A 19,357-nucleotide genomic window follows, 5' to 3' on the forward strand; every position below is an offset into this window, starting at 1 on the left:
CCATGCGCATCGCCCTGTTCTGCCACTCGCTGCTGTCCGACTGGAACCACGGGAACGCGCACTTCCTCCGGGGCGTGGTCACCGAGCTCGCCGAGCGCGGGCACGAGATCCTCGTCTTCGAGCCGCGAAACGCGTGGAGCCTCCAGAACCTCGTCGCCGATCACGGCGAGGCCCCGCTGCGCGAGGTGCGGGAGGTCTATCCGCACGTCGACCCGATCCGCTACGACCTCGCCTCGCTCGACCTGGACGAGGCGCTCGAGGGCGCCGCGCTGGTGATCGTCCACGAGTGGAGCGAGCCCGAGCTTGTCGCCCGCATCGGCGCCCACCGGACGGGCGCGTCGTACCGGCTGCTCTTCCACGACACGCACCACCGGTCGGTCACTGACCCCGGGGCCATGGCCCGCTACGACCTCACCCACTACGACGGCGTCCTCGCCTTCGGCCGGGTGATCCGCGACATCTACCTCGCTCGCCGCTGGGTCCGCCGGGCGTTCATCTGGCACGAGGCCGCCGACACCCGGGTCTTCCGCCCGCGCCGCGAGCTCCAGCCCGAGCGTGATCTCGTGTGGATCGGCAACTGGGGCGACGAGGAGCGCACCCGCGAGCTCGACGAGTTCCTGATCGGCCCGGCGCGCGCCCTCGGCCTCTCCGCCCGCGTGCACGGCGTGCGCTACCCCGAGCACGCCCGCGCCGCGCTCGAGGCGGCCGGGATCGAGCACCGCGGCTGGCTCCCCAACCACCGCGCGCCCGACGCGTTCGCGCGGGCGAGGGTGACCGTCCACGTGCCGAGGCGGCCCTACGTCGCGTCGCTCCCGGGCATCCCGACCATCCGGCCGTTCGAGGCCATGGCCTGCGCCATCCCGCTCGTCTGCTCCCCGTGGAGCGACGCGGAAGCGCTGTTCTCGCCCGGGCTCGACTACCTCGTCGCGCGGGACGGCGCGGAGATGAAGAAGCACCTCGCGGCCCTCCTCGCCGAGCCCGCCATGGCCGCCGAGCTGGCGGAGCGGGGGCGCAGGACGGTCCTCGCCCGCCACACCTGCGCTCACCGCGTCAACGAGCTCCTCTGCATCTCGGCCGACCTCGGCATCGAGGTCGATCGCACCGTGCCCGCCGTCACAACCCAGCGAGCCACGTCATGAACCGACCCAACCGACACCCGACCTCGAGTCGACAGCTCGACATCGCCTTCTTCGGATCGAGCCTCGTCTCCGCCTACTGGAACGGAGCCGCCACCTACTACCGCGGCATCCTCCGCGCCCTCGCCGCGCGAGGGCACCGGGTCACCTTCCACGAGCCGGACGCCTACGACCGGCAGAAGCACCGCGACATCGAGGATCCGCCGTGGGCCCGCGTGGTTGTCTACTCCGGCACCGACGCCGCCGAGCCCAGGCGGCTCGTCGAGCAGGCGAGGGGCGCCGACGTGGTCGTCAAGGCAAGCGGCGTCGGCGTCTTCGACGAGCTCCTGGAGGCCGAGGTCGCCGCGCTCGAGCGGCCGGGGCTGACGACGATCTTCTGGGACGTCGACGCCCCGGCCACGCTCGAGCGGGTCCGCACGAGCCCGTCGGACCCGTTCCGCGCCCAGATCCCGCGCTACAGCCTCGTCTTCACCTACGGCGGCGGCGACCCCGTGGTGCGCGGCTACGAGGCGCTCGGCGCCCGGCGCTGCGTGCCGATCTACAACGCGCTCGACCCCGAGACGCACTTCGAAACCGCGCCAAATCCACGATTTTATTGCGATTTTGCGCTCCTCGCCAACCGCCTCCCGGACCGGGAGCGGCGCGTGGAGGAGTTCTTCCTGCGGCCCGCGGCCGCGCTCCCCGAGCTCCGGTTCCTGCTCGGCGGCAGCGGCTGGCAGGACAAGGCGATGCCCCCGAACGTCCGGTACGTCGGGCACGTCTACACGGCCGATCACAACGCCTTCAACGCGAGCGCCTGCGCGGTGCTGAACGTGGCCCGCGACAGCATGGCGTCGGTGGGATTCTCCCCGGCGACCCGGGTCTTCGAGGCCGCGGGCGCGGCCGCGTGCCTCATCACCGACGCGTGGGAGGGGATCGAGCTCTTCCTCGAGCCCGAGCGCGAGGTGCTTGTCGCCAGGAGCGGCGACGAGGTCGCGGAGCTCCTCCGGGCGCTCACGCCCGCGCGGGCCCGCGCCATCGGCCAGGCGGCGAAGCAGCGCGTGCTGGCCGAGCACACCTACGCGGAGCGGGCGAAGCAGGTCGAAGCGCTGCTGGCCCGCCCCGACGACGCAACCCTCACCGCGGTCGCGCCGTGAAGCCCATCTCCTTCGTTTTCCTGGGCCTGTCGATCACCTCGTCGTGGGGCAACGGCCACGCGACGACCTACCGCGGGCTCCTCAAGCGGCTGGCGCAGCGCGGGCACCGCGCGCTGTTCCTCGAGCGGGACCTCTGGTTCTACGCGGAGAACCGCGATCTCCCGCGCCCGCCGTACGGCCGGACCGAGCTCTACCAGGGGCTCGACGACCTCCGCGCGCGCTTCGGGGACGCGGTGCGCGACGCGGACCTGGTGGTCGTCGGCTCCTACGTGCCCGACGGGGTCGAGGTCGGCGCCTGGGTGACGGAGGCGGCGCGCGGGAAGACCGCGTTCTACGACATCGACACGCCGGTGACGCTCAGGAAGCTCGAGCGGGGCGACACAGAGTACCTGTCTCCGGCGCTGATCCCGCGCTACGACCTGTACCTCTCGTTCACCGGCGGCCCCACGCTCGAGCGGCTCGAGCGCCGCTACGGGGCGAAGCGGGCGCGCCCGCTCTACTGCTCCGTGGATCCGGACGAGTATTTCCCGGAGCGCATCTCGCCCCGGTGGGATCTCGGTTATCTCGGCACCTACAGCCCCGATCGCCAGCCCACGCTCGATCGCCTCCTTGTCGAGCCGGCGCGCCGCTGGGCGCAGGGCCGCTTCGCGGTGGCGGGGCCGCAGTACCCGGCGGACATCGACTGGCCGGCGAACGTCGACAGGACGGCTCACATCCCGCCGGGCGAGCACCGCGGCTTCTACGGCGCGCAGCGCTTCACGCTCAACGTCACGCGGCAGGACATGCTCGAGGCGGGGTACTCGCCCAGCGTGCGCCTCTTCGAGGCGGCGGCCTGCGGCGTGCCGGTGATCAGCGACGACTGGCCGGGGCTCGCCGAGCTCTTCGAGCCGGGCAAGGAGATCCTCGTGGCCCGCTCCCCGGAGGAGGCGCTCCGCCTGCTCCGCGAGCTCCCGGAGCGGGAGCGGATCGCGATCGGGCAGCGGGCGCGCGAGCGCGTGCTCGCCCGGCACACCGCGGCGCACCGCGCCGAGGCGCTGGAGAGATACGCCCGGGAGCTCCTCGAGGAGCAGGGAAAGGAGGTCAGAGAGACATGAGCGCTGCGCTGCGCATCCTGGTGACCGGGGGCGCCGGCTTCGTCGGCTCCCACCTTTGTGATCGGCTGATCCGCGACGGCCACGAGGTCGTCGCGCTCGACGATCTCTCGACCGGATCCCACGTCAACGTCGCCCACCTCCTTCCCCATCGCCGCTTCCGGCTGGTGGAGCACGACGTCACCCGACCGTACGACGTCGAGGTCGACCGCATCTACAACCTCGCCTCGCCGGCGAGCCCACCCCATTACCAGCGCGATCCGGTGCGGACCACGCTGGTCAACGTGGTCGGCACGTTCCACGCGCTGAAGCTCGCCGAGGGCCGCGGGGCGCGGGTCTTCCAGGCGTCGACGAGCGAGGTCTACGGCGATCCCGAGGTCCACCCGCAGCCGGAGAGCTACAGGGGCTCGGTGAACCCGGTCGGGATCCGCTCGTGTTACGACGAGGGGAAGCGCTGCGCCGAGTCGCTGGTGATGGACTTCCACCGTCGTCACGGCGTCGAGGTGCGGCTGGCGCGGATCTTCAACACCTACGGTCCGCGGATGGCGCTCGACGACGGGCGCGTGGTGTCGAACTTCATCGTCCAGGCGCTCCGGGGCGAGGATCTGACGGTCTACGGCGCCGGCGCCCAGACCCGGAGCTTCTGTTACGTGGACGATCTCGTCGAGGGGATCGTCCGGCTGATGGAGCACCCCACCGAGGCGGGCCCCGTGAACCTCGGTAATCCCGAGGAGTTCACGGTGCTGGAGCTCGCCGAGGAGGTGATTCACCTGACCGCGAGCCGGAGCCGGATCGCGTTCCGCCCGCTGCCGCAGGACGATCCGCGGCAGCGGCAGCCGGTCATCGATCACGCGAAGCGGGTGCTCGGGTTCGAGCCGAAGGTGCCGCTGCGGGTGGGTCTGCGCCGGACGATCGAGGGTTTCCGGAGCGTGCTCGGGCTGGGCCGTCACGCGCCTGCGCTGGCCGGGCCGGAGAGCGACACGCCGCTGCCCCGGGCCGCCAACGGCTGAGCTGGATCGAGCGAGGAGAGGTGCTGATGAAGCAGCCGCAGAAGCTGGTGAAGCCGCAGGGGAAGCTGGCCGTGCTCCTCCCGGGGCTCGGGGCCGTGTCGACGACGACGATCGCGGGCGTGATGCTCGCGCGGCGCGGCGTCGCCGCGCCGGTGGGGGCGTTGACCCAGCTCGGGACGATCCGGCTGGGGAAGCGGACGGAGAACCGCTCTCCGAAGATCCAGGACGTCGTCCCGCTGGCGTCGCTCGATGATCTCGAGTTCGGCGGCTGGGACATCTTCCCCGACAACGCTCACGAGGCGGCGGTGGAGGCGAAGGTGCTCGAGGCGGCGCACCTCGAGGCGGTCCGCGAGGAGCTCGCGCGCATCGCGCCGATGAAGGCGGTGTTCTACCCGGACTATGTGCGCCGGCTGCACGGCTCGCACGTGAAGACCGGCCGCGGCAAGGCCGACATGGTGGAGCAGGTGCGGGACGACATCCGCAGCTTCGTGCGCTCGAGCGGGGCGAGCCGGGCTGTGGCGGTGTGGTGCGGCTCGACGGAGATCTTCATCGCGCCGTCGGAGGTGCACGGGTCGGCGGCCGCGTTCGAGGCGGGGCTCCTGTCGAATCACCCGGCCATCTCGAACTCGCAGATCTACGCCTGGGCGTGCCTCAAGGAGGGGGTCCCGTTCGCCAACGGGGCGCCGAACCTGACCGTGGATTTCCCTGCGGCGTGGGAGCTCGCGCGCAGCCACGGGGTGCCGATCGCAGGCAAGGACTTCAAGACGGGGCAGACCCTGATGAAGACCGTGATCGCGCCGGCGCTCAAGGCGCGGATGCTCGGCATCTCGGGGTGGTTCTCGACGAACATCCTCGGCAACCGCGACGGCGTGGTGCTGGACGACCCGGACTCGTTCAAGACGAAGGAGGCCTCGAAGCTCAGTGTGCTCGAGCAGATCCTCCAGCCGGAGCTCTACAAGGAGCTGTATTCGAAGCTCTACCACAAGGTGCGGATCGAGCATTATCCGCCGCGGGGGGACGCGAAGGAGGGGTGGGACAACATCGATCTGTTCGGGTGGCTCGGCTACCCGATGCAGATGAAGGTGAACTTCCTCTGCCGGGACTCGATCCTCGCGGCGCCGATCGTGCTCGATCTGGCGCTGTTCCTGGACCTCGCGGCGAGGGCGGGGTTCAGCGGGACGCAGGAGTGGCTGAGCTTCTACTTCAAGAGCCCGATGACGGCGCCGGAGCTCACCCCGGAGCACGACCTGTTCATCCAGTCGATGAAGCTCAAGAACACGCTGCGCTGGATGATGGGGGAAGAGCCCATCACGCACCTGGGGAACGAGTATTACGACTGAGCCCTCTGCCAGGCGAGCTCGAGCCCGAGGACGCCCGCCGCGACGGCGCCCGGGCGCGCCGGCTCGGACATCTCCAGCGGATCTCGGCCGAGGAGCGGCCGAGTGGTCCGCGGCGTGGTCCTCCGCCTCGTCCTACTGGCGAGCGACGCGCTTCAGCGCGTACGGCGCAGTTTCCCTCTCGGTCATCGTGAAATAACCGGAGCCGTCCGCATCGTATTCGATGGACTCGCCCTGCCCCTCCGCCGTGTCGGTGAGCGCGACGGGCGACGCCGCAAAGGCGGACTCGAAGCTCCCTCCGGCAGGCGCTCGGTACTCGTAGACGGCCCGGTAGGTGCGCAGCAGGAAGCGGTTGGCGCACGGATGGATGGTCCCGGCGGTGACCGACCGGGCGTTCTCGTCCGCGCCCAGGGGGATCTGGAGGTCTGCCACGTGGATCAGCGTGGACATGGTGTTGGGCGCCGGAAGCGGCTTGGGGAACTTGTACGCCTTGCTGAGCCCTGTGGTGCCGACCTTCGTGACGACGTAGATGTCCCCGGTCGTCGGGTGCACCATGAGCGCCTCCGCGTTCTGCGGCGTGTCCGGATACTGGAAGGGGAACCTGTCGCCAGACACCGTGCCGCTCGTCTCACCCGCGGCGAGGTTCGGCTCCCGCATGCGGTACACGGCGAAGGTCGTCGGCTCGGGCGGCGGATGGCTGCTCTTCTTGCCGATGTCTGCCATGAAGATGCAGCTCCCCGCGGGGCACGGGCCGGTCGCGATGTCCTCCCAGTCCCAGGGGAGCACGCCGGCGACGTAGTTCCCGACGACAAGGGCGGCGTTTGTCTTGTTGATCGCCACGAAGTTCGCGTTGTTCTCGCTGTGCGCGTACAGGATGCCCGGGTTGACGCGGCTCGCGGCGAGCCCGGACATCTCGACGATGTCGGTCGAGGCCAGCTTCCCGAGCGTGGTGTAGGTGCTCGCGAACGTATCGCCCGCGGAGCAGCTCGGGGCGCCGGCCGGCCTCAGCGTGATGACCTGCGCGGTGTTCGTGTTGGGGAACGGCGAGGTGCCGCTCCACGCCGGCTGCGCGCCCGCAGCGCCGAGCGGCGCGTACGCCGCGTCGAACAGGAGACCCGTGGACGACGAGAGGAGGCACGTGTCCAAGGGCTCGGTGAAGCCCGAGGGCGGCTGGATCGGGCTCGCCGGGCAGGCCGAGCCCGCCCAGACCTGCGTGCCGAACCAGACCGCGACGCCGTTCGCCGCCGTCGTGGTGACCGCGGGCGCGGCCACGGTCGCCGAGTTGCCGTTCTTCTGGCCGCTCACCGCGTCGATCGGGTTCGCGGGATCGGCGCCGCTGAACGCCACGATGCTCCCCGCCACGTAGGCAGAGACGCCGAAGCCGAAGGAGTAGCTCGCGGGCTCCGCGCCGGTCGCCACCTTCCAGAGGACCCATGACTTGATGGCGGACGCGCTCTGATCCGAGCGGAGCAGCGTCCATCCCGCCGGCGGCGCGATCACCGCCTCCACGTGGTCCCGGTTGGCGACGCGCGCGATCAGGACATCGCCTTGCACGACGCCCGCCGGCCTCGCGACGGCCAACGAGGTCACGTTCTTCGCCGTCGCTGTCGAGCTGGAGCGGAAGGTTACAGTCGAGAGGGGTTGAGCGGCCTCGCCCACCTCACCGTCGATGTCGCCCTCGAGGTCCGTGCCCTGGGGATCGGGGGAGGCGCAGCCGGCCCATCCAAGCAGCGAGATCGCGCCGACGGCGCAGGCTCTGGCGCCAAGATTCGTCAAGTTCAACGTCGGTTTCCTTTCGATTATTGTTAAGCAGCTCTTCAGTCAAGCGGCTCGATAAGAGAGAGGAGACTAAACCACAAAAGACACATGGTGCAACCCGGGTGACGCCGACGGCGGACCCTCCGGGGGTGGGTGAGCTCATGAGAGCGTCATTTGCCCTGGATTCGTACGGTCACACTGGCACCTACACAACCCACGTAGCGTTCGACGCCGGGATCGACCTGCGATGGTCAGTTCATCCGGAATCCCAGGCGAGAGGTGAGCGTTCGACAGACCTCGACGGGCGCTCCGTTGCTCATGACCGGCTCTGCGCGCATCTGCTTCAGCACCGCGAAGACGTCATCCTCGGCCGAGCGGGGCCCGCGCAGCCGCCTGCATCCGTGGTACTCGCCCTTCGAGGTCGGGCGTCGCGCGCGTCCCCGGCTCGATGAGGCGTCGCGGTCGAGCCATAACGGGATCCTCTTGGGGCGCGGCGGCGGAACGGCAAGCTCGCGCGGGGTGGCAAGCGTGCAGGCGGCCTGGCGGCGGAAGAAGGGCCGCCCGGTGCTGCTGAGCCCGTGCCTCCGCGGGCACATCGCCGCCGGAGTCCGGTTCGTCCTCCGACGACGAGCAGACGACCAGACTCCACGTGAACGCGACGCGACGAAAAAAATCTTCCTAGAAAGTATCGCTTCCTCGGATGTCCCGCAGGGGCGAGCTCTCGCGAGGTGTTCCCGGAGACGATCCGGATGGAGCACATCGACTACAACTTTATTGAACATTTGCATCCTAACCAAACGCTGCCCGCTCCGGTCGTACGATTCCCAGCGATAAGCGTGATCGAAGCGCCCTCCGCTGGGAATGGGTGCCTGGTGATGTCGTTCCGGCCAACCTTCTCCAGACCTCTCCCCCGAACGGCCCTCCTCCCCCTGTTCGTCGCGTGCGGCCCCAGCGATGGCGGCATCACAGTGGATGAGGATGACACCCCCAGCACCGGCGGCCCGACCAGCGGCTCTTCGTCGGCTGGCACCACGTCGTCCGTGGCCGGCACCGGCGGCGGTAGCACGAGTGGCGTGACCGCGGGAGCGGGCGGTCCCTCGACGAGCGGTACGGGCGGCGGGGACACGACGCTGGTCGGGGTCGAGCCCCCCGGGGCGGACTGTCTTGTGCCCAACATGCCCGCCTTCAGCGAGCTGAAGGCGTATGACACGCTGCACGATCCCTTCACCATATAACAGCGTCACCAACGCGAAAAACGCACATAGTTCACCATCGTCTGCTATAAGTACTGCGATCTTCCCGCGCGTCACGTACTACGTGTCATGCACCGCGTGTCGCATTCCAGCACTGCACTCGAAACATGGAGGCCTTCATGCCTGTCCGTCCTCGTGCCTCGCGCCAATTGGCCGCTCTCGCGATTCCCGTCCTCGCCCTCTTGAACTTCCCTGGCTGCGCTTCGGAAATAGGATCCGGCGGTACCGGCGGAGATGCTTCGGGCGCAGGCGGCGGGACATCGGGCGTGAGCGGGGGGGTCACCACGGGTGGAGGCTCCGCGACCAGCGGTGCTTCCGCGACCAGCGGAGCCGCCAGTACGGGCGGCGGTGCTCCGGCGGGTGGCTCCGGCACGGGCGGCTCCCCGACTGGCGGGACTGGCGGGACTGGCGGGACCACCGGGACTGGCGGCGGCGACTTCACGTGTATCCTGCCCACTTTGCCTGAGCCGAGTGGTCTGACCGAGGTAAACCGGAAACTCCCGGATCCGTTCACGTTCTTTGACGGAACGAAGGTCACTACCAAGGAGCAGTGGGAGTGCCGCCGCAAGGAAATCCTGGCCATGGCGGCCAAGTACCTTTACGGTCCAGTTCCCTCCGAACCGGATGAAGTGACCGGAACCGTATCCGGAGGTACCGTTTCGATCACTGCCAAGGTAGGTGGAAAGACAGAGAGCTTCTCGGCGAGCATCAGTGGATCCGGCGAGGTGATCGCTCTCAAGTTGTCGGGCGGGATTTATCCATCGGCCAGCAAGACGCTATCGTTTGGAAGCGGCTTTGAAGGCAAGATAAGAAATCTCTTCGGCCTGTCCGAGCTCAACACCAACATCGCCAACGGGTGGATGATCGACCGGGTGATGGACGTGTTGGAACAGAACCCGGGCGGCGGACATGATCCCACAAAGATGATGGTGTCGGGATGCTCCGGGTGCGGAAAAGGCGCTTACCTGGCGGGCGTCTTCAGTCGTGTACCGGTGGTTGTCATCGTGGAATCGGGCGGCGGTGGTGTAGCCAACTTGCGTCAGGCAGAGTGGTTCAGGCACGGCGAGGGTGGTTCTACTTGGGAGTGCCGAGATGCCAAACCTCAGAGCATCGACAACCTCGAAGACAGCGGCATCTGCGGCCCCTGGGTGACCGGTGCGGCCCGCTGGCTCCGAAGCGACCCCTCGAAGGTATACAACCTCCCCTTTGATACGCATATGCTCCTGGCGACTATCGCTCCACGGCATCTGGTGCACTTCACGAATGCCAATGGCAAGGACGCATGGTGTCACCTGGGGGGAACCTGTGAGGCGCTCTCCGCATGGGCCGCAAAACCGGTATGGAAAGCGCTCGGTGTTCCGGAGCGCATGGGTTTTCAGATGTACAGCGCAAACCACTGCAGCGCATCGGGCACTCAAACCGCCCTTGCAGGCGAGATGTTCAAGCGAGCATTCGACGGCAATGCCAGCGCAAACACGGACGTGATGAACATCCTGAACGATGGCGTTCAACAGCCGGTCAGCGAGTGGAAAGACATGTGGATTGACTGGGATATGGAGACAGTGCTGCAGTAGTGATCCCACTCCAGCGATGCCATTCCCAGCGATGAGCGTGTTCGAACCGCCGTCCGCTGGGAATGGGCGTCGTCCGCGTCCGGCACCACCACCGGCGGCAGCACCGGCGGCGTGACCTCGGGAACGGGCGGTTCGTCGACGAGCGCGTCGGGTACCGGCGGCTCGGACCCGACGGGCGCCGGCTTCGCAGGGCGCGGTCCGATGGCTCTCCCCTGGATCCGCGAACTCGCGGCGCCGGGGCACGCGGCTCACCCCTTCACGCAGACGACCTGCCGCAGGGTGTGGACGATCTCGACGAGATCCTTCTGCGCCCGCATCACGTCGTCGATCGGCTTGTAAGCCGCCGGCGTCTCGTCGATCACGTCCTCGTCCTTGCGGCACTCGACGCCTGCGGTCGCGGCCTCGTGGTCCGCCACCGAGAAGCGGCGGCGCGCCTCGCCCCGCGACATGACGCGGCCCGCGCCGTGGCTCGAGCTGCAGAAGCTCTCCGGGTTGCCGAGCCCGCGGACGATGAACGAGCGCGCGCCCATGCTGCCCGGGATGATCCCGAGATCGCCCGCCTGCGCGCGGACGGCGCCCTTGCGGGTCACGAGCACGTCCTTCCCGTAGTGGTGCTCGCGCGCCACGTAGTTGTGGTGGCAGTTCACCGCCTCCACGGTCGCGTCGAAGGGCGGCAGCTCGCCCGAGCCACGGAGCGCCTCGATCACCTGCGCCATCATCAGCTGGCGGTTCACCGCCGCGAAGTCCTGCGCCCACGACACGGCCTGCATGTAGTCGTGGAAGTGCCTCGTCCCGTCCGGCAGGTACGCGAGGTCGTCGTCGGGCAGGTGGATGAAGAAGCGCCTCATCTCCTGCCTGGCGAGCTCGATGAAGTAGCTCCCGACCCGGTTGCCGACGCCGCGCGACCCGCTGTGCAGCATGACCCAGACGCGGTCCTCCTCGTCGAGGCAGAGCTCGATGAAGTGGTTGCCGGTCCCGAGCGTGCCGAGGTGCTCGATGGCATAGCCGCGCCCGATGCGCGGGTGCTTCTCGACGATCTGCCGGTACCGCGGCTCGAGCTCGGCCCACGCCGCGACCTGGGCGGCGGGCGGCGAGCGCCACGCGCCGCGGTCGTTCTTCCCGCCGTTGTCGGTGCGGCCGTGCGGCACGGCGCCCTCGATGGCCGTCCGGAGCCCGCGCAGCGCGTCCGGCAGCCGCGACGCGGAGAGGCTCGTGCGCGCCGCCATCATCCCGCAGCCGATGTCGACGCCCACCGCCGCCGGGATGACCGCGCCGCTCGTCGCGACCACGCTCCCCACGGTCGCGCCGATGCCCTGGTGCGCGTCGGGCATCACGGCGATCCACTTGTGGATGAACGGCAGCGCCGCGAGGTTCTTGAGCTGCGCCTCCGCGGCGGACTCGAACGGCACGCCGACCGTCCACGCCTTGATGGGCACGCCCGAGTCCGTGGGGATGACGTTGTAGCTTCGCTCCATGGCACGATCTCCGGTGAGGGGTCGAGCCGTCCGGCCCGCGCCGCGACGCTCGTTCACGGTGGGGTCCGTCGGTCTCTGTCGGTCTCCGTCGTTTCCGTCGGTCCGTCGTTGCTGCGTATCGCACGGCGCGTGCCACTCGAAATCCAGGCGATCGCGGGCCGCTGGTCCTGCGGATTAGACGGGTGTATAAAACGATTAGATAGAGTTATATGACACGCAAGACCACCGTGGCCCTCGGCATGCTCGGCCCGACGCTGGACTTCGTGGTAAGCGACGAGCCATGAATACAAGCGGTTCGATGACGTGCGCGATCGGTGTCGCTCTCTGGGCTCTCCTGATCGTACCCCTCGGCTGCCAGCCCGAGGCGGAGCGCCAGGAGCCCTCCGTCGTGCCGGCCAGCAACACGGATCCGGTCGGTCCGGAGGTGGCTGGCTGGGAAGTAGCCTCCGCCGATGGATCCGTGTGTCGGCACCCGGCGGTCGTGGCCGAGTGCGCGAAGGGTTTGTGTCGCATTCCGCCGGGCTGCTTCATCATGGGATCGCCGGAGAGCGAGCTCTGGCGTGGTGAGTACACCGAGATTCCAAGGCCGGTCACGCTCGAGCGCGGGTTCGAGATCGGGCAGTTCGAGCTGACGCGCAAGCAGTGGTCGGAGCTCGTCAGCATCATGCCGGAGAAGCCGGAGAAGGTCCAGGATGGTACGGTGACCTGCGAGGACGACGCGTGTCCGCTCCGCTATGCGACGTGGTTCGAAGCCCTCCTCTTCGCGAACCTGCTCTCCGCACGTCACGAACCGCCCCTCGCGCCCTGCTTCGAGCTCTCCGAATGTCAAGGCGAGCTGGGCCGTGGCGTGATTTGCGGCCGCGTGGACCTCGCGGGCGATGCGGCGAGCGTCTACGAGTGCGAGGGCTATCGCCTGCCAACGGAGGCAGAATGGGAGTACGCCGCGCGCGCGGGGACAAGAACGGCCTACTACGGAGGTGACATCACCGGAACGAATCCAGACGCGCGCTACGACGCCGAGCCGAGCCTCGAGCCCATCGCATGGTATGACGTGAATTCGGGAGGGCGTACGCACCCCGTGGGGACGAAGCGGCCCAATCGCTGGCTCTTGTTCGACATGCTCGGCAACGTCGTCGAGTGGACCAGCGATCGACCCGTCTTTCGCGAGGTCGAGGGTCCAGTGACGAACCCTGCCACGGAGATCGCCCTGAGGACCGACGCGACAGATCTCCGCGTGACCCGAGGCAGCAACGCCGCGGGCTCGCGTTTTCAGCTGCGAGCGGCCAGCCAGAATTACCCCGCGGCGGGTGCGGTGGCCCGAGGCGTCGGCTTCCGTCTCGTCCGAACCATCGAGTGAGGCTCAGCCGCCGCGCGCCTCGTGGCGGAGGGCCTCGTCCACTCGACCCGTGGGCCTGCGCGGCGGCCCCTCAGCCAGCCTGAGCGTCAACAGCGTCCTGACCGTGACCGAAGCGCGGCGCGAGGAGGTGGTTCTCGAGGTGAACGTGCTGAAAGACGTCCCGCTCGATCGCCTCGAGCTCGCCGAACAGCGCGCGATAACTGCCACAGGCCCAGTCGGGGAGCGCGAAGTCGTCGCTCGCATCACGGATGGTCCCGAGGAGCGTCGCCACCCCGAGGTGCTCGTCGCGCATCGCCGCGAGGGCCCGTGTCGTCTCCGGGTCGACGCTGGCGCCCGCCGAACGGAGCGCCGGAAACAGGTTCGCCTCCTCGTCGTCGAGGTGCGCGAGCAGGGTCTCCGAGAGCTCGCCCACGGCGCCGTCGAGGGCGCGCAACTTCGGGTTGTGCTCCCCGTGAACCCGCGCGACCTTCGCCGCGAGCGGTCGCACGAAGGGCAGCGCCTCTCGCAGATACGCGTGGTGCTTGCCCACGATGTGATCGATGAGAGCGGGCGTCGAGACGTCGCGCATCGGGCCCGGCGCGTCGCCTCGCCGTTCCGCGATGGCTCGCTCGAGCTGCCCCAGGAGCGCGGTGAGCTCGACTCCGCGCTCCTTGGCGGCTTGCTCGAGGCTGAGCTCTCCACGGCAGCAGAAGTCGATGCGGTGCTGCTGGAAGACCTGGGCGCACTCGGAGTGATCAAGGACGATGTTGGCGACGGGTTGGGTGGGGCTCAGCATGGTGGACCTCCTGTCGTCCGTACAAGCAGGGCGCGTGCCGGCGATCCATCGCGCGCGAATCCGCGTGATTTCGCGCTCGAAATCGCCGGCTGGCTTGCCTCTTGCCGTGGTGCGTTCCAGAATGGAACATATGGAACACCCGTGCCCGCAGAGCTGCGAGGTTTGCGGCCTGATCCCGCTCGCACCGCGCCTGACCGGCGCGACCGACGTTGTCGCCCGTAGCGCCGCGATGCAGACCGTGTTTCGACGGGTGGCGCGCTTCGCGACGAGCGAGGCGCCGGTCGCTATCCTGGGCGAGACGGGTACCGGCAAGGAGGTCGTCGCGCGGATGCTGCACGCGAACTCACCGCGCGCGTCCGGCCCCTTCGTTCCGGTCAACGTCGCGGCCTTGCCCGCCGAGCTCCTCGAGTCCGAGCTCTTCGGGCACGGCAAGGGAGCCTTCACCGGCGCCACGCAAATTCGGCGCGGGCTGTTCGAGGCGGCGAGCAAGGGAACGCTCTTCCTCGACGAGGTGGCCGAGCTGCCTCTGCCGCAGCAGGCGAAGCTGCTGCGCGCTCTGCAGGACGGCGAGATCCGGCGCGTCGGCGAGAACCAGGCCTTCGAGAGCGACGTCCGCATCGTCTGCGCGACGCACCGAGATCTCCTGCAGCGCGTGCGAGGGGGTGCCTTCCGGGAAGATCTCTACTACCGCCTCAAGGTCCTCTCCGTGCAGGTTCCGCCCCTCCGTGAGCGGCGAGACGACATCCTCCCGCTCGCGCGCCGCATGCTGGGCGAGGAGCGCACAAGGGCGCGTGGCTTCACCGACGCCGCGAAAGCCGTGCTCCTTCGCCACCCCTGGCCGGGCAACGTGCGCGAGCTGCAGAACGCCGTGAAGCACGGCGCGGCGCTCGCGACCGGCGCGTCGATCGACGCCGAGGACCTCCCGGAGGAGCTGCTCACGGCGCCGCCCCCACCTCGCGCGCCCGTCGCGCTTCAGTCGCTCGCGGAGGTCGAGCGAGAGCACATCCTCCGCGTCCTCGATGCTTGTGGCGGCTCCCAAGCGGAAGCCGCGCGCGTGCTGGGGGTCGGGCGCAACACGCTCTGGCGCAAGCTGCGCGAGTACAGCGCGAGCTGATGGCGCGTCTCCTGCTTCAGCAGCCCGTGAAAGCGTCTCGTGAAAGCGTCCCGTGAAAGCATCCCGTGAAAGCGTCCCGTGAAAGGAGTCGCCTGTGCTCTCGACCCAGTTTGCCCACCACCTGTCGTTCGAGGTGTCGTGTCCCGCGTGCCCGGAGACCTACGCGGTCCCGCTCGACGTCGTCGAGCAGAGCCAGCGCCTCCTCGATGAATACGGGCCCTGCTCCGGAATGGACGGCGGCGCGCTGCGGGGACCGGAGCCGTCATGAAGCGCGATCGGCGGCTCCGCGGTCTGTCCTCCGAGCATCACCACGCCCTCGTCCTGGCCCGCGTCATCGAGCGGCAGATCGACGCCTGGTCGACGTCGGACGGCGCACGCCTCCGCGAGCAGTTCGATCGGCAGCTCGAGCCTCACTTTCTCGTGGAGGAGCAGGTCCTCCTGCCCGCGCTGCGCGCCGCGGGCCGGCTCGACCTCTGCGAACGCGTTGAACGCGACCACGCCCGCCTGCGACGCGCGGCCACGTCGGCGTCGGCGGGCGACGCGAGCGCCGCCCGGGCGTTCGGAGCAGAGCTCGCCGAGCACGTGCGCTTCGAAGAGCGGGACTTGTTTCCCGTGTGCGAGTCGCTCCTCGCCGACGAGATCCTCGACGAGGTCGCGCGCCGAGGGCCCGAGGAGGATTCATCCGGCTCGTGACCCTCCGATGTGGGGGGGCCTCGAAGGCAGGAGCCAGCTCCCGGATGGGCCTTGGAAGATCGCGCACCCGGACCTGCTTGCCCGCTCGCAGGAGCGTGAGCAGCTCGATGACGCTCCGGAGCTCGCGGACGTTGCCCGGCCAGTCGTGCCGGCGCAAAGCGCGCCATCGCAGCCCGCGTCATCCGGGGCGCTGCTCAGCCACGAGCCTCCGCCGCCCGCCAGCTGCGCCTGCGCTAGTTCCGCCCGTCAGCAATCTCGCTGCATCAACGACTTATCCATGGCTCGAAGGGGCCGTGTTCGCTCGACAGCCTGCGAGCGAGATGCTTCACCGACCGCTAGGGCAGCGTGACATGTCACGTGACATGTCACGTGACATGTCACGATCGCAGCGTGACATGTCACGTGGAGGCCTTGGAGGCGGCAGCGCCGGCCCGACGGGGCGGCGCTGCGCGCGGGCGCGCGCCAGCCACGTGACGGCAACGGGCAGCAGCCTGCAACGGGCCACGCGACCGCGCCGACGAGCATTGTAGAGCGGGATGGCGAGAGAGCGGCGCGCCTCTCCACGTGCATCGGCTGGTACGCCTTCTGCATGCGCGTACGCGCACATGGGGGCGTGCCGTCTCTAGGCGCCGGTGGTTCAAGAGGAGATCCGCGATGCATTTTCAATCACCATTTCAACGGTGGCTATTCATCTTATCGACATGGCTGTTCGGTGGGGCGCTGCTGGCCGGCGGCGCCGGCTGCGGCCCCGAAGCGCCCGCAGGCGTCAAGCTGCGGCAGCAGTTCCCCGATCAGGCAGCGCAGGTCCTCGAGGCCAGCGAGGCGTTCGTCGCGGTCAACGGCGGTTTCTCGCTCGCCTCGCTCAGCGATCCGAGCCGCGAGCTCGACATCGAGGCAGCGTTGCTGCGCCGCGGCGGGCTGCACGCCGTCCTGCCGGCCCGCGGCGAGGGCGAGATCCGGTTTCATCTGCCCGGCGGGTTCGAGGCGCGCGTGCGCGAGCTCGACGCCGAGGGCGAGGGCGAGCTCGCCGAGCGCGCGGTGGCGTATCCGCGCAAGGGCGGCACGTCGTTCTGGTCGGCGATCGACGCGGGCTACGAGGAGTGGCTGCTGCTCGACGCGGGCGTGGCGCGCGCGGATGCGCCCGCGGCGGTGTGGCAGGTCGAGGGCGCGACGCTCCGGCAGCAGCGCGACGCGGTCGAGGTGGTCGACGAGACCGGCGCGGCGCGGCTGCGCGTGACGGCGCCGGCGGCGTACGCGCGCGGCGGGCGGCCGATCGCCGTGCGCCTCGCGGTGCGCGGGGCGACGATCGAGCTGTGGGCCGACGCGGGTGGAGAGCCGGCGCTGGTCGACCCGGTCTGGACGTGGGCGCCCGCGATGAGCACGGCGCGCAGCGGGCATACCGCGACGGTGCTCTCGAGCCACAACGTGCTCATCGTGGGCGGCTACAACGGCGCTGTGGTTGCGAGCGCGGAGCTCTATGACCCGAACACGAACAGCTGGTCGCCGGCCGGGTCGCTGACCACCGCCCGCCGCTACCACACGGCGACGCGGCTGAGCAACGGCCGGGTGCTCATCGCGGGCGGCAGCAACGCCTCCAACGTGTCCCTCGCGAGCGCGGAGCTCTATGACCCGAACACGAACAGCTGGTCGCCGGCCGGGAGCCTGACCGTGGCGCGCTCCGGGCACACCGCGACGACGCTCGACAACGGCAACGGCAACGTGCTCGTGACCGGCGGCCAGAGTGACAGCTCCACCTACTTGGCGAGCACCGAGCTCTACACTCCCGGGTCCAATAGCTGGTCGTCGGCCGCGCCCATGACCACGAGCCGCAGCGGGCACGCGGCGACGCGGCTCCTCGACGGCAAGGTGCTCGTCGCGGGCGGGCGCAATGGCGCCTACCTGACGAGCGCGGCGCTCTACGACCCGAGCAACAACACATGGTCGGCGGCGGGATCGATGGGCGTTGCCCGCAACAAGCACACGGCGACGCTGCTTCCGGACGGCAGGGTGCTGATGGTGGGCGGCGCCGACTCGAACGTTCACGAGCTCTCGAGCGCCGAGATCTACACCCCGGGGACGCCGCCCGTCTGGACCCCGGCCGCGTCGATGGCCACCCCCCGCATGTCCCACACGGCGACTCGATTCCTGAACGGCAAGGTGCTCGTCACGGGCGGAACCACCGCGGCTAGCACGGAGACCGACAGCGCGCAGATGTACGACCCGGCGACCAACACCTGGATCGCCATCAAGCCAATGGGCAGCAAGCGCACCCAGCACACCGCGACGCTGCTGGGCTTCAGTAAGGTGCTCATCACGGGCGGCTTCAGGCACGACGGCCTCACGACCGGGTACCTGGCGAGCGCCGAGCTCTACGACCTTGACGCCGAGACATGGAAGCTCGTCGCGCCGATGGCCATGGCCCACCCCCACGGTGCCGCGGTGCGGCTCCAGGACGGCAGGGTGCTCGTGACGGGCGGATGGAACGACGATGGCGACGATGACCCCGAGCTGACCGCCGAGCTGTACAACCCGACGACCAACACCTGGACGTCCGCGCCCGACATGCCAGTGGACCGAACATTGCACACGATGACGCTGCTCGGGAACGGCAAGGTGCTGGTCGTGGGGGCCTTTGATTACGTCGCGTGGGAGGAGACCGCCGCGCTCTACACCCCCACCACCAACACGTGGTCGTCGGTGGGACCCACGGGCATCGATCTCGTCCGGAACAACCATACCGCGACGTTGCTTCAGAACGGCAAGGTGCTGGTCGCCGGGGGACGGCCCAACGCTGTCGTCGATCAGACGCCCACCGCGGTCACCGCGCTCTTCAACCCGTCGACCAACATCTGGTCGACGGCCGCGCCCATGGTCGTTCCCCGTTGGGTTCACACCGCGACGCTGCTCCAGAACGGCAAGGTGCTGGTCGCCGGAGGCCGGCGCAATAGCAACGCTATCTATACCAAGACCGCCGATATTTACGATCCGACGACCGACACGTGGACGGCTGCGGGCGAGATGATTGCCGCTCGCGGACAACATAGCGCCACGCGGCTCGCCAGCGGTGACGTGCTGGTCGTCGGAGGGCGCGATGCCTCGAATCACCTGTCGACCACCGAGATATATCATCCGGCGTCGAACGCCTGGTCAGCCGGTCCTGCGATCATCGCCCGCTCCAGCCACGGCGCGACGCCGCTCAACGACGGCAGGGTGCTCATCGCGGGGGGGCAAAACGGCACCGGCATGCTCCGGAGCACCCAGGTCTACAGCCCGGTATCGAACACCTGGACCACGACGGGGCCGATGGACCAGCCCTATACGCTGTATAGCAGCATGATCCTCCTGCTCGCAGACGGCAGGGTGATCAACGTGGGCAATGACGACGGGAGCGTCGAGATCTACACCCCCTGACGCCCGCGGGGCTATCGCGTCCGCTTCGCCGACGAGAACAATCCAGCAGCCATCAAGGATCCGGGGGAGTTCAAGGCGCTTCGCGCGAACAGCTGTTCGTCGCTCGCGCCAGCTCGCCCGGATGGGGCGACCCGGATGGGGCGAATGGAGCGAGAGGAGAGCAGGCCCCTCGCGCGCCCGCCAGCGACGAGGAGATCCTGCTCGCCTTCCAGCGGGGCGAACGAGGGGTCGGCCTGC

The 19,357-nt window shown here is 69.1% G+C and carries 15 protein-coding genes; 12 read left to right on the plus strand and 3 right to left on the minus strand.

Features of this window, described 5'->3' with window-relative positions:
* The first annotated feature begins 2 nt into the window (after positions 1–2).
* From WME75_RS35415 to WME75_RS35435, 5 genes are read left to right on the plus strand one after another with little or no spacing between them, the layout of a single operon-like run.
* Complete coding sequence (locus WME75_RS35415; RefSeq protein ID WP_437480267.1) at positions 3–1,139, plus strand: CgeB family protein; 1,137 nt, start codon at positions 3–5, stop codon at positions 1,137–1,139.
* The gene (locus WME75_RS35420; RefSeq protein ID WP_437480270.1) at positions 1,136–2,272 is read left to right on the plus strand and encodes a CgeB family protein; all 1,137 of its coding nucleotides are present in this window, start codon (positions 1,136–1,138) and stop codon (positions 2,270–2,272) included. Before WME75_RS35415 ends, WME75_RS35420 begins: the two co-directional genes overlap by 4 nt.
* On the plus strand, positions 2,269–3,366 hold the full coding sequence (locus tag WME75_RS35425) for a CgeB family protein (RefSeq protein ID WP_437480272.1): 1,098 nt from the start codon (positions 2,269–2,271) through the stop codon (positions 3,364–3,366). The genes WME75_RS35420 and WME75_RS35425 overlap by 4 nt, the downstream gene beginning before the upstream one ends.
* A complete protein-coding gene (locus WME75_RS35430) occupies positions 3,363–4,373 on the plus strand; it encodes a UDP-glucuronic acid decarboxylase family protein (RefSeq protein WP_437480275.1) in 1,011 nt (336 codons plus the stop codon). Before WME75_RS35425 ends, WME75_RS35430 begins: the two co-directional genes overlap by 4 nt.
* Positions 4,374–4,399: 26 nt before the next feature.
* A complete protein-coding gene (locus tag WME75_RS35435; protein WP_437480278.1) occupies positions 4,400–5,713 on the plus strand; it encodes an inositol-3-phosphate synthase in 1,314 nt (437 codons plus the stop codon).
* 132 nt (positions 5,714–5,845) lie between these two features.
* Here the strand turns inward: WME75_RS35435 and WME75_RS35440 are convergent, their stop codons facing one another.
* On the minus strand, positions 5,846–7,492 hold the full coding sequence (locus WME75_RS35440) for a cell wall anchor protein (protein WP_437480281.1): 1,647 nt from the start codon (positions 7,490–7,492) through the stop codon (positions 5,846–5,848).
* 1,049 nt (positions 7,493–8,541) lie between these two features.
* Here WME75_RS35440 and WME75_RS35445 point away from each other — a divergent pair.
* Both WME75_RS35445 and WME75_RS35450 read left to right on the plus strand, forming a co-directional pair.
* Complete coding sequence (locus WME75_RS35445) at positions 8,542–8,703, plus strand: hypothetical protein (protein ID WP_437480283.1); 162 nt, start codon at positions 8,542–8,544, stop codon at positions 8,701–8,703.
* Between the two features lie 476 nt (positions 8,704–9,179).
* Positions 9,180–10,295 carry a glucuronyl esterase domain-containing protein gene (locus tag WME75_RS35450; RefSeq protein WP_437480286.1) on the plus strand — a complete coding sequence of 372 codons (1,116 nt, stop codon included), beginning with the start codon at positions 9,180–9,182 and terminating at the stop codon, positions 10,293–10,295.
* Between the two features lie 248 nt (positions 10,296–10,543).
* Here the strand turns inward: WME75_RS35450 and WME75_RS35455 are convergent, their stop codons facing one another.
* Positions 10,544–11,770: an RtcB family protein gene (locus WME75_RS35455; protein ID WP_437480288.1), complete on the minus strand. Its 1,227-nt coding sequence runs from the start codon at positions 11,768–11,770 to the stop codon at positions 10,544–10,546.
* A 280-nt stretch (positions 11,771–12,050) separates the two neighbouring features.
* Between WME75_RS35455 and WME75_RS35460 the strand changes: the two genes are divergently transcribed.
* Positions 12,051–13,127: a formylglycine-generating enzyme family protein gene (locus tag WME75_RS35460; RefSeq protein WP_437480291.1), complete on the plus strand. Its 1,077-nt coding sequence runs from the start codon at positions 12,051–12,053 to the stop codon at positions 13,125–13,127.
* A 70-nt stretch (positions 13,128–13,197) separates the two neighbouring features.
* On the opposite strand, the gene WME75_RS35465 is transcribed toward WME75_RS35460, so the two are convergent.
* Complete coding sequence (locus WME75_RS35465; protein WP_437480293.1) at positions 13,198–13,902, minus strand: DUF542 domain-containing protein; 705 nt, start codon at positions 13,900–13,902, stop codon at positions 13,198–13,200.
* Here WME75_RS35465 and WME75_RS35470 point away from each other — a divergent pair.
* The 4 genes from WME75_RS35470 (at position 13,901) to WME75_RS35485 (ending at position 19,120) form a co-directional block, all read left to right on the plus strand.
* Positions 13,901–15,016 (plus strand): sigma-54 interaction domain-containing protein, encoded by a 1,116-nt coding sequence (locus WME75_RS35470; protein WP_437480296.1) that lies wholly within the window; start codon positions 13,901–13,903, stop codon positions 15,014–15,016. The two genes, WME75_RS35465 and WME75_RS35470, sit on opposite strands and share 2 nt — an antisense overlap.
* Before the next feature lie 94 nt (positions 15,017–15,110).
* Positions 15,111–15,284, plus strand: a complete 174-nt coding sequence (locus WME75_RS35475; protein WP_437480298.1) for a hypothetical protein — start codon at positions 15,111–15,113, stop codon at positions 15,282–15,284.
* Positions 15,281–15,709, plus strand: a complete 429-nt coding sequence (locus WME75_RS35480; protein WP_437480301.1) for a hemerythrin domain-containing protein — start codon at positions 15,281–15,283, stop codon at positions 15,707–15,709. The genes WME75_RS35475 and WME75_RS35480 overlap by 4 nt, the downstream gene beginning before the upstream one ends.
* Positions 15,710–16,363: 654 nt before the next feature.
* A complete protein-coding gene (locus WME75_RS35485; protein ID WP_437480304.1) occupies positions 16,364–19,120 on the plus strand; it encodes a kelch repeat-containing protein in 2,757 nt (918 codons plus the stop codon).
* Positions 19,121–19,357 lie beyond the last annotated feature (237 nt).

The organism is Sorangium sp. So ce1014, from assembly GCF_051521505.1.
Lineage (GTDB): Bacteria > Myxococcota_A > Polyangia > Polyangiales > Polyangiaceae > Sorangium.

Excerpts from the sequence above, each read along its gene's own strand:
- WME75_RS35415 (WP_437480267.1), top strand. The coding sequence starts at position 3 with ATGCGCATCGCCCTGTTCTGCCACTCGCTGCTGTCCGACTGGAACCAC.
- WME75_RS35420 (WP_437480270.1), top strand. The coding sequence starts at position 1,136 with ATGAACCGACCCAACCGACACCCGACCTCGAGTCGACAGCTCGACATC.
- WME75_RS35430 (WP_437480275.1), top strand. The coding sequence starts at position 3,363 with ATGAGCGCTGCGCTGCGCATCCTGGTGACCGGGGGCGCCGGCTTCGTC.
- WME75_RS35435 (WP_437480278.1), top strand. The coding sequence starts at position 4,400 with ATGAAGCAGCCGCAGAAGCTGGTGAAGCCGCAGGGGAAGCTGGCCGTG.
- WME75_RS35455 (WP_437480288.1), bottom strand. The coding sequence starts at position 11,770 with ATGGAGCGAAGCTACAACGTCATCCCCACGGACTCGGGCGTGCCCATC.
- WME75_RS35460 (WP_437480291.1), top strand. The coding sequence starts at position 12,051 with ATGAATACAAGCGGTTCGATGACGTGCGCGATCGGTGTCGCTCTCTGG.
- WME75_RS35470 (WP_437480296.1), top strand. The coding sequence starts at position 13,901 with ATGGTGGACCTCCTGTCGTCCGTACAAGCAGGGCGCGTGCCGGCGATC.
- WME75_RS35465 (WP_437480293.1), bottom strand. The coding sequence starts at position 13,902 with ATGCTGAGCCCCACCCAACCCGTCGCCAACATCGTCCTTGATCACTCC.
- WME75_RS35480 (WP_437480301.1), top strand. The coding sequence starts at position 15,281 with ATGAAGCGCGATCGGCGGCTCCGCGGTCTGTCCTCCGAGCATCACCAC.
- WME75_RS35485 (WP_437480304.1), top strand. The coding sequence starts at position 16,364 with ATGCATTTTCAATCACCATTTCAACGGTGGCTATTCATCTTATCGACA.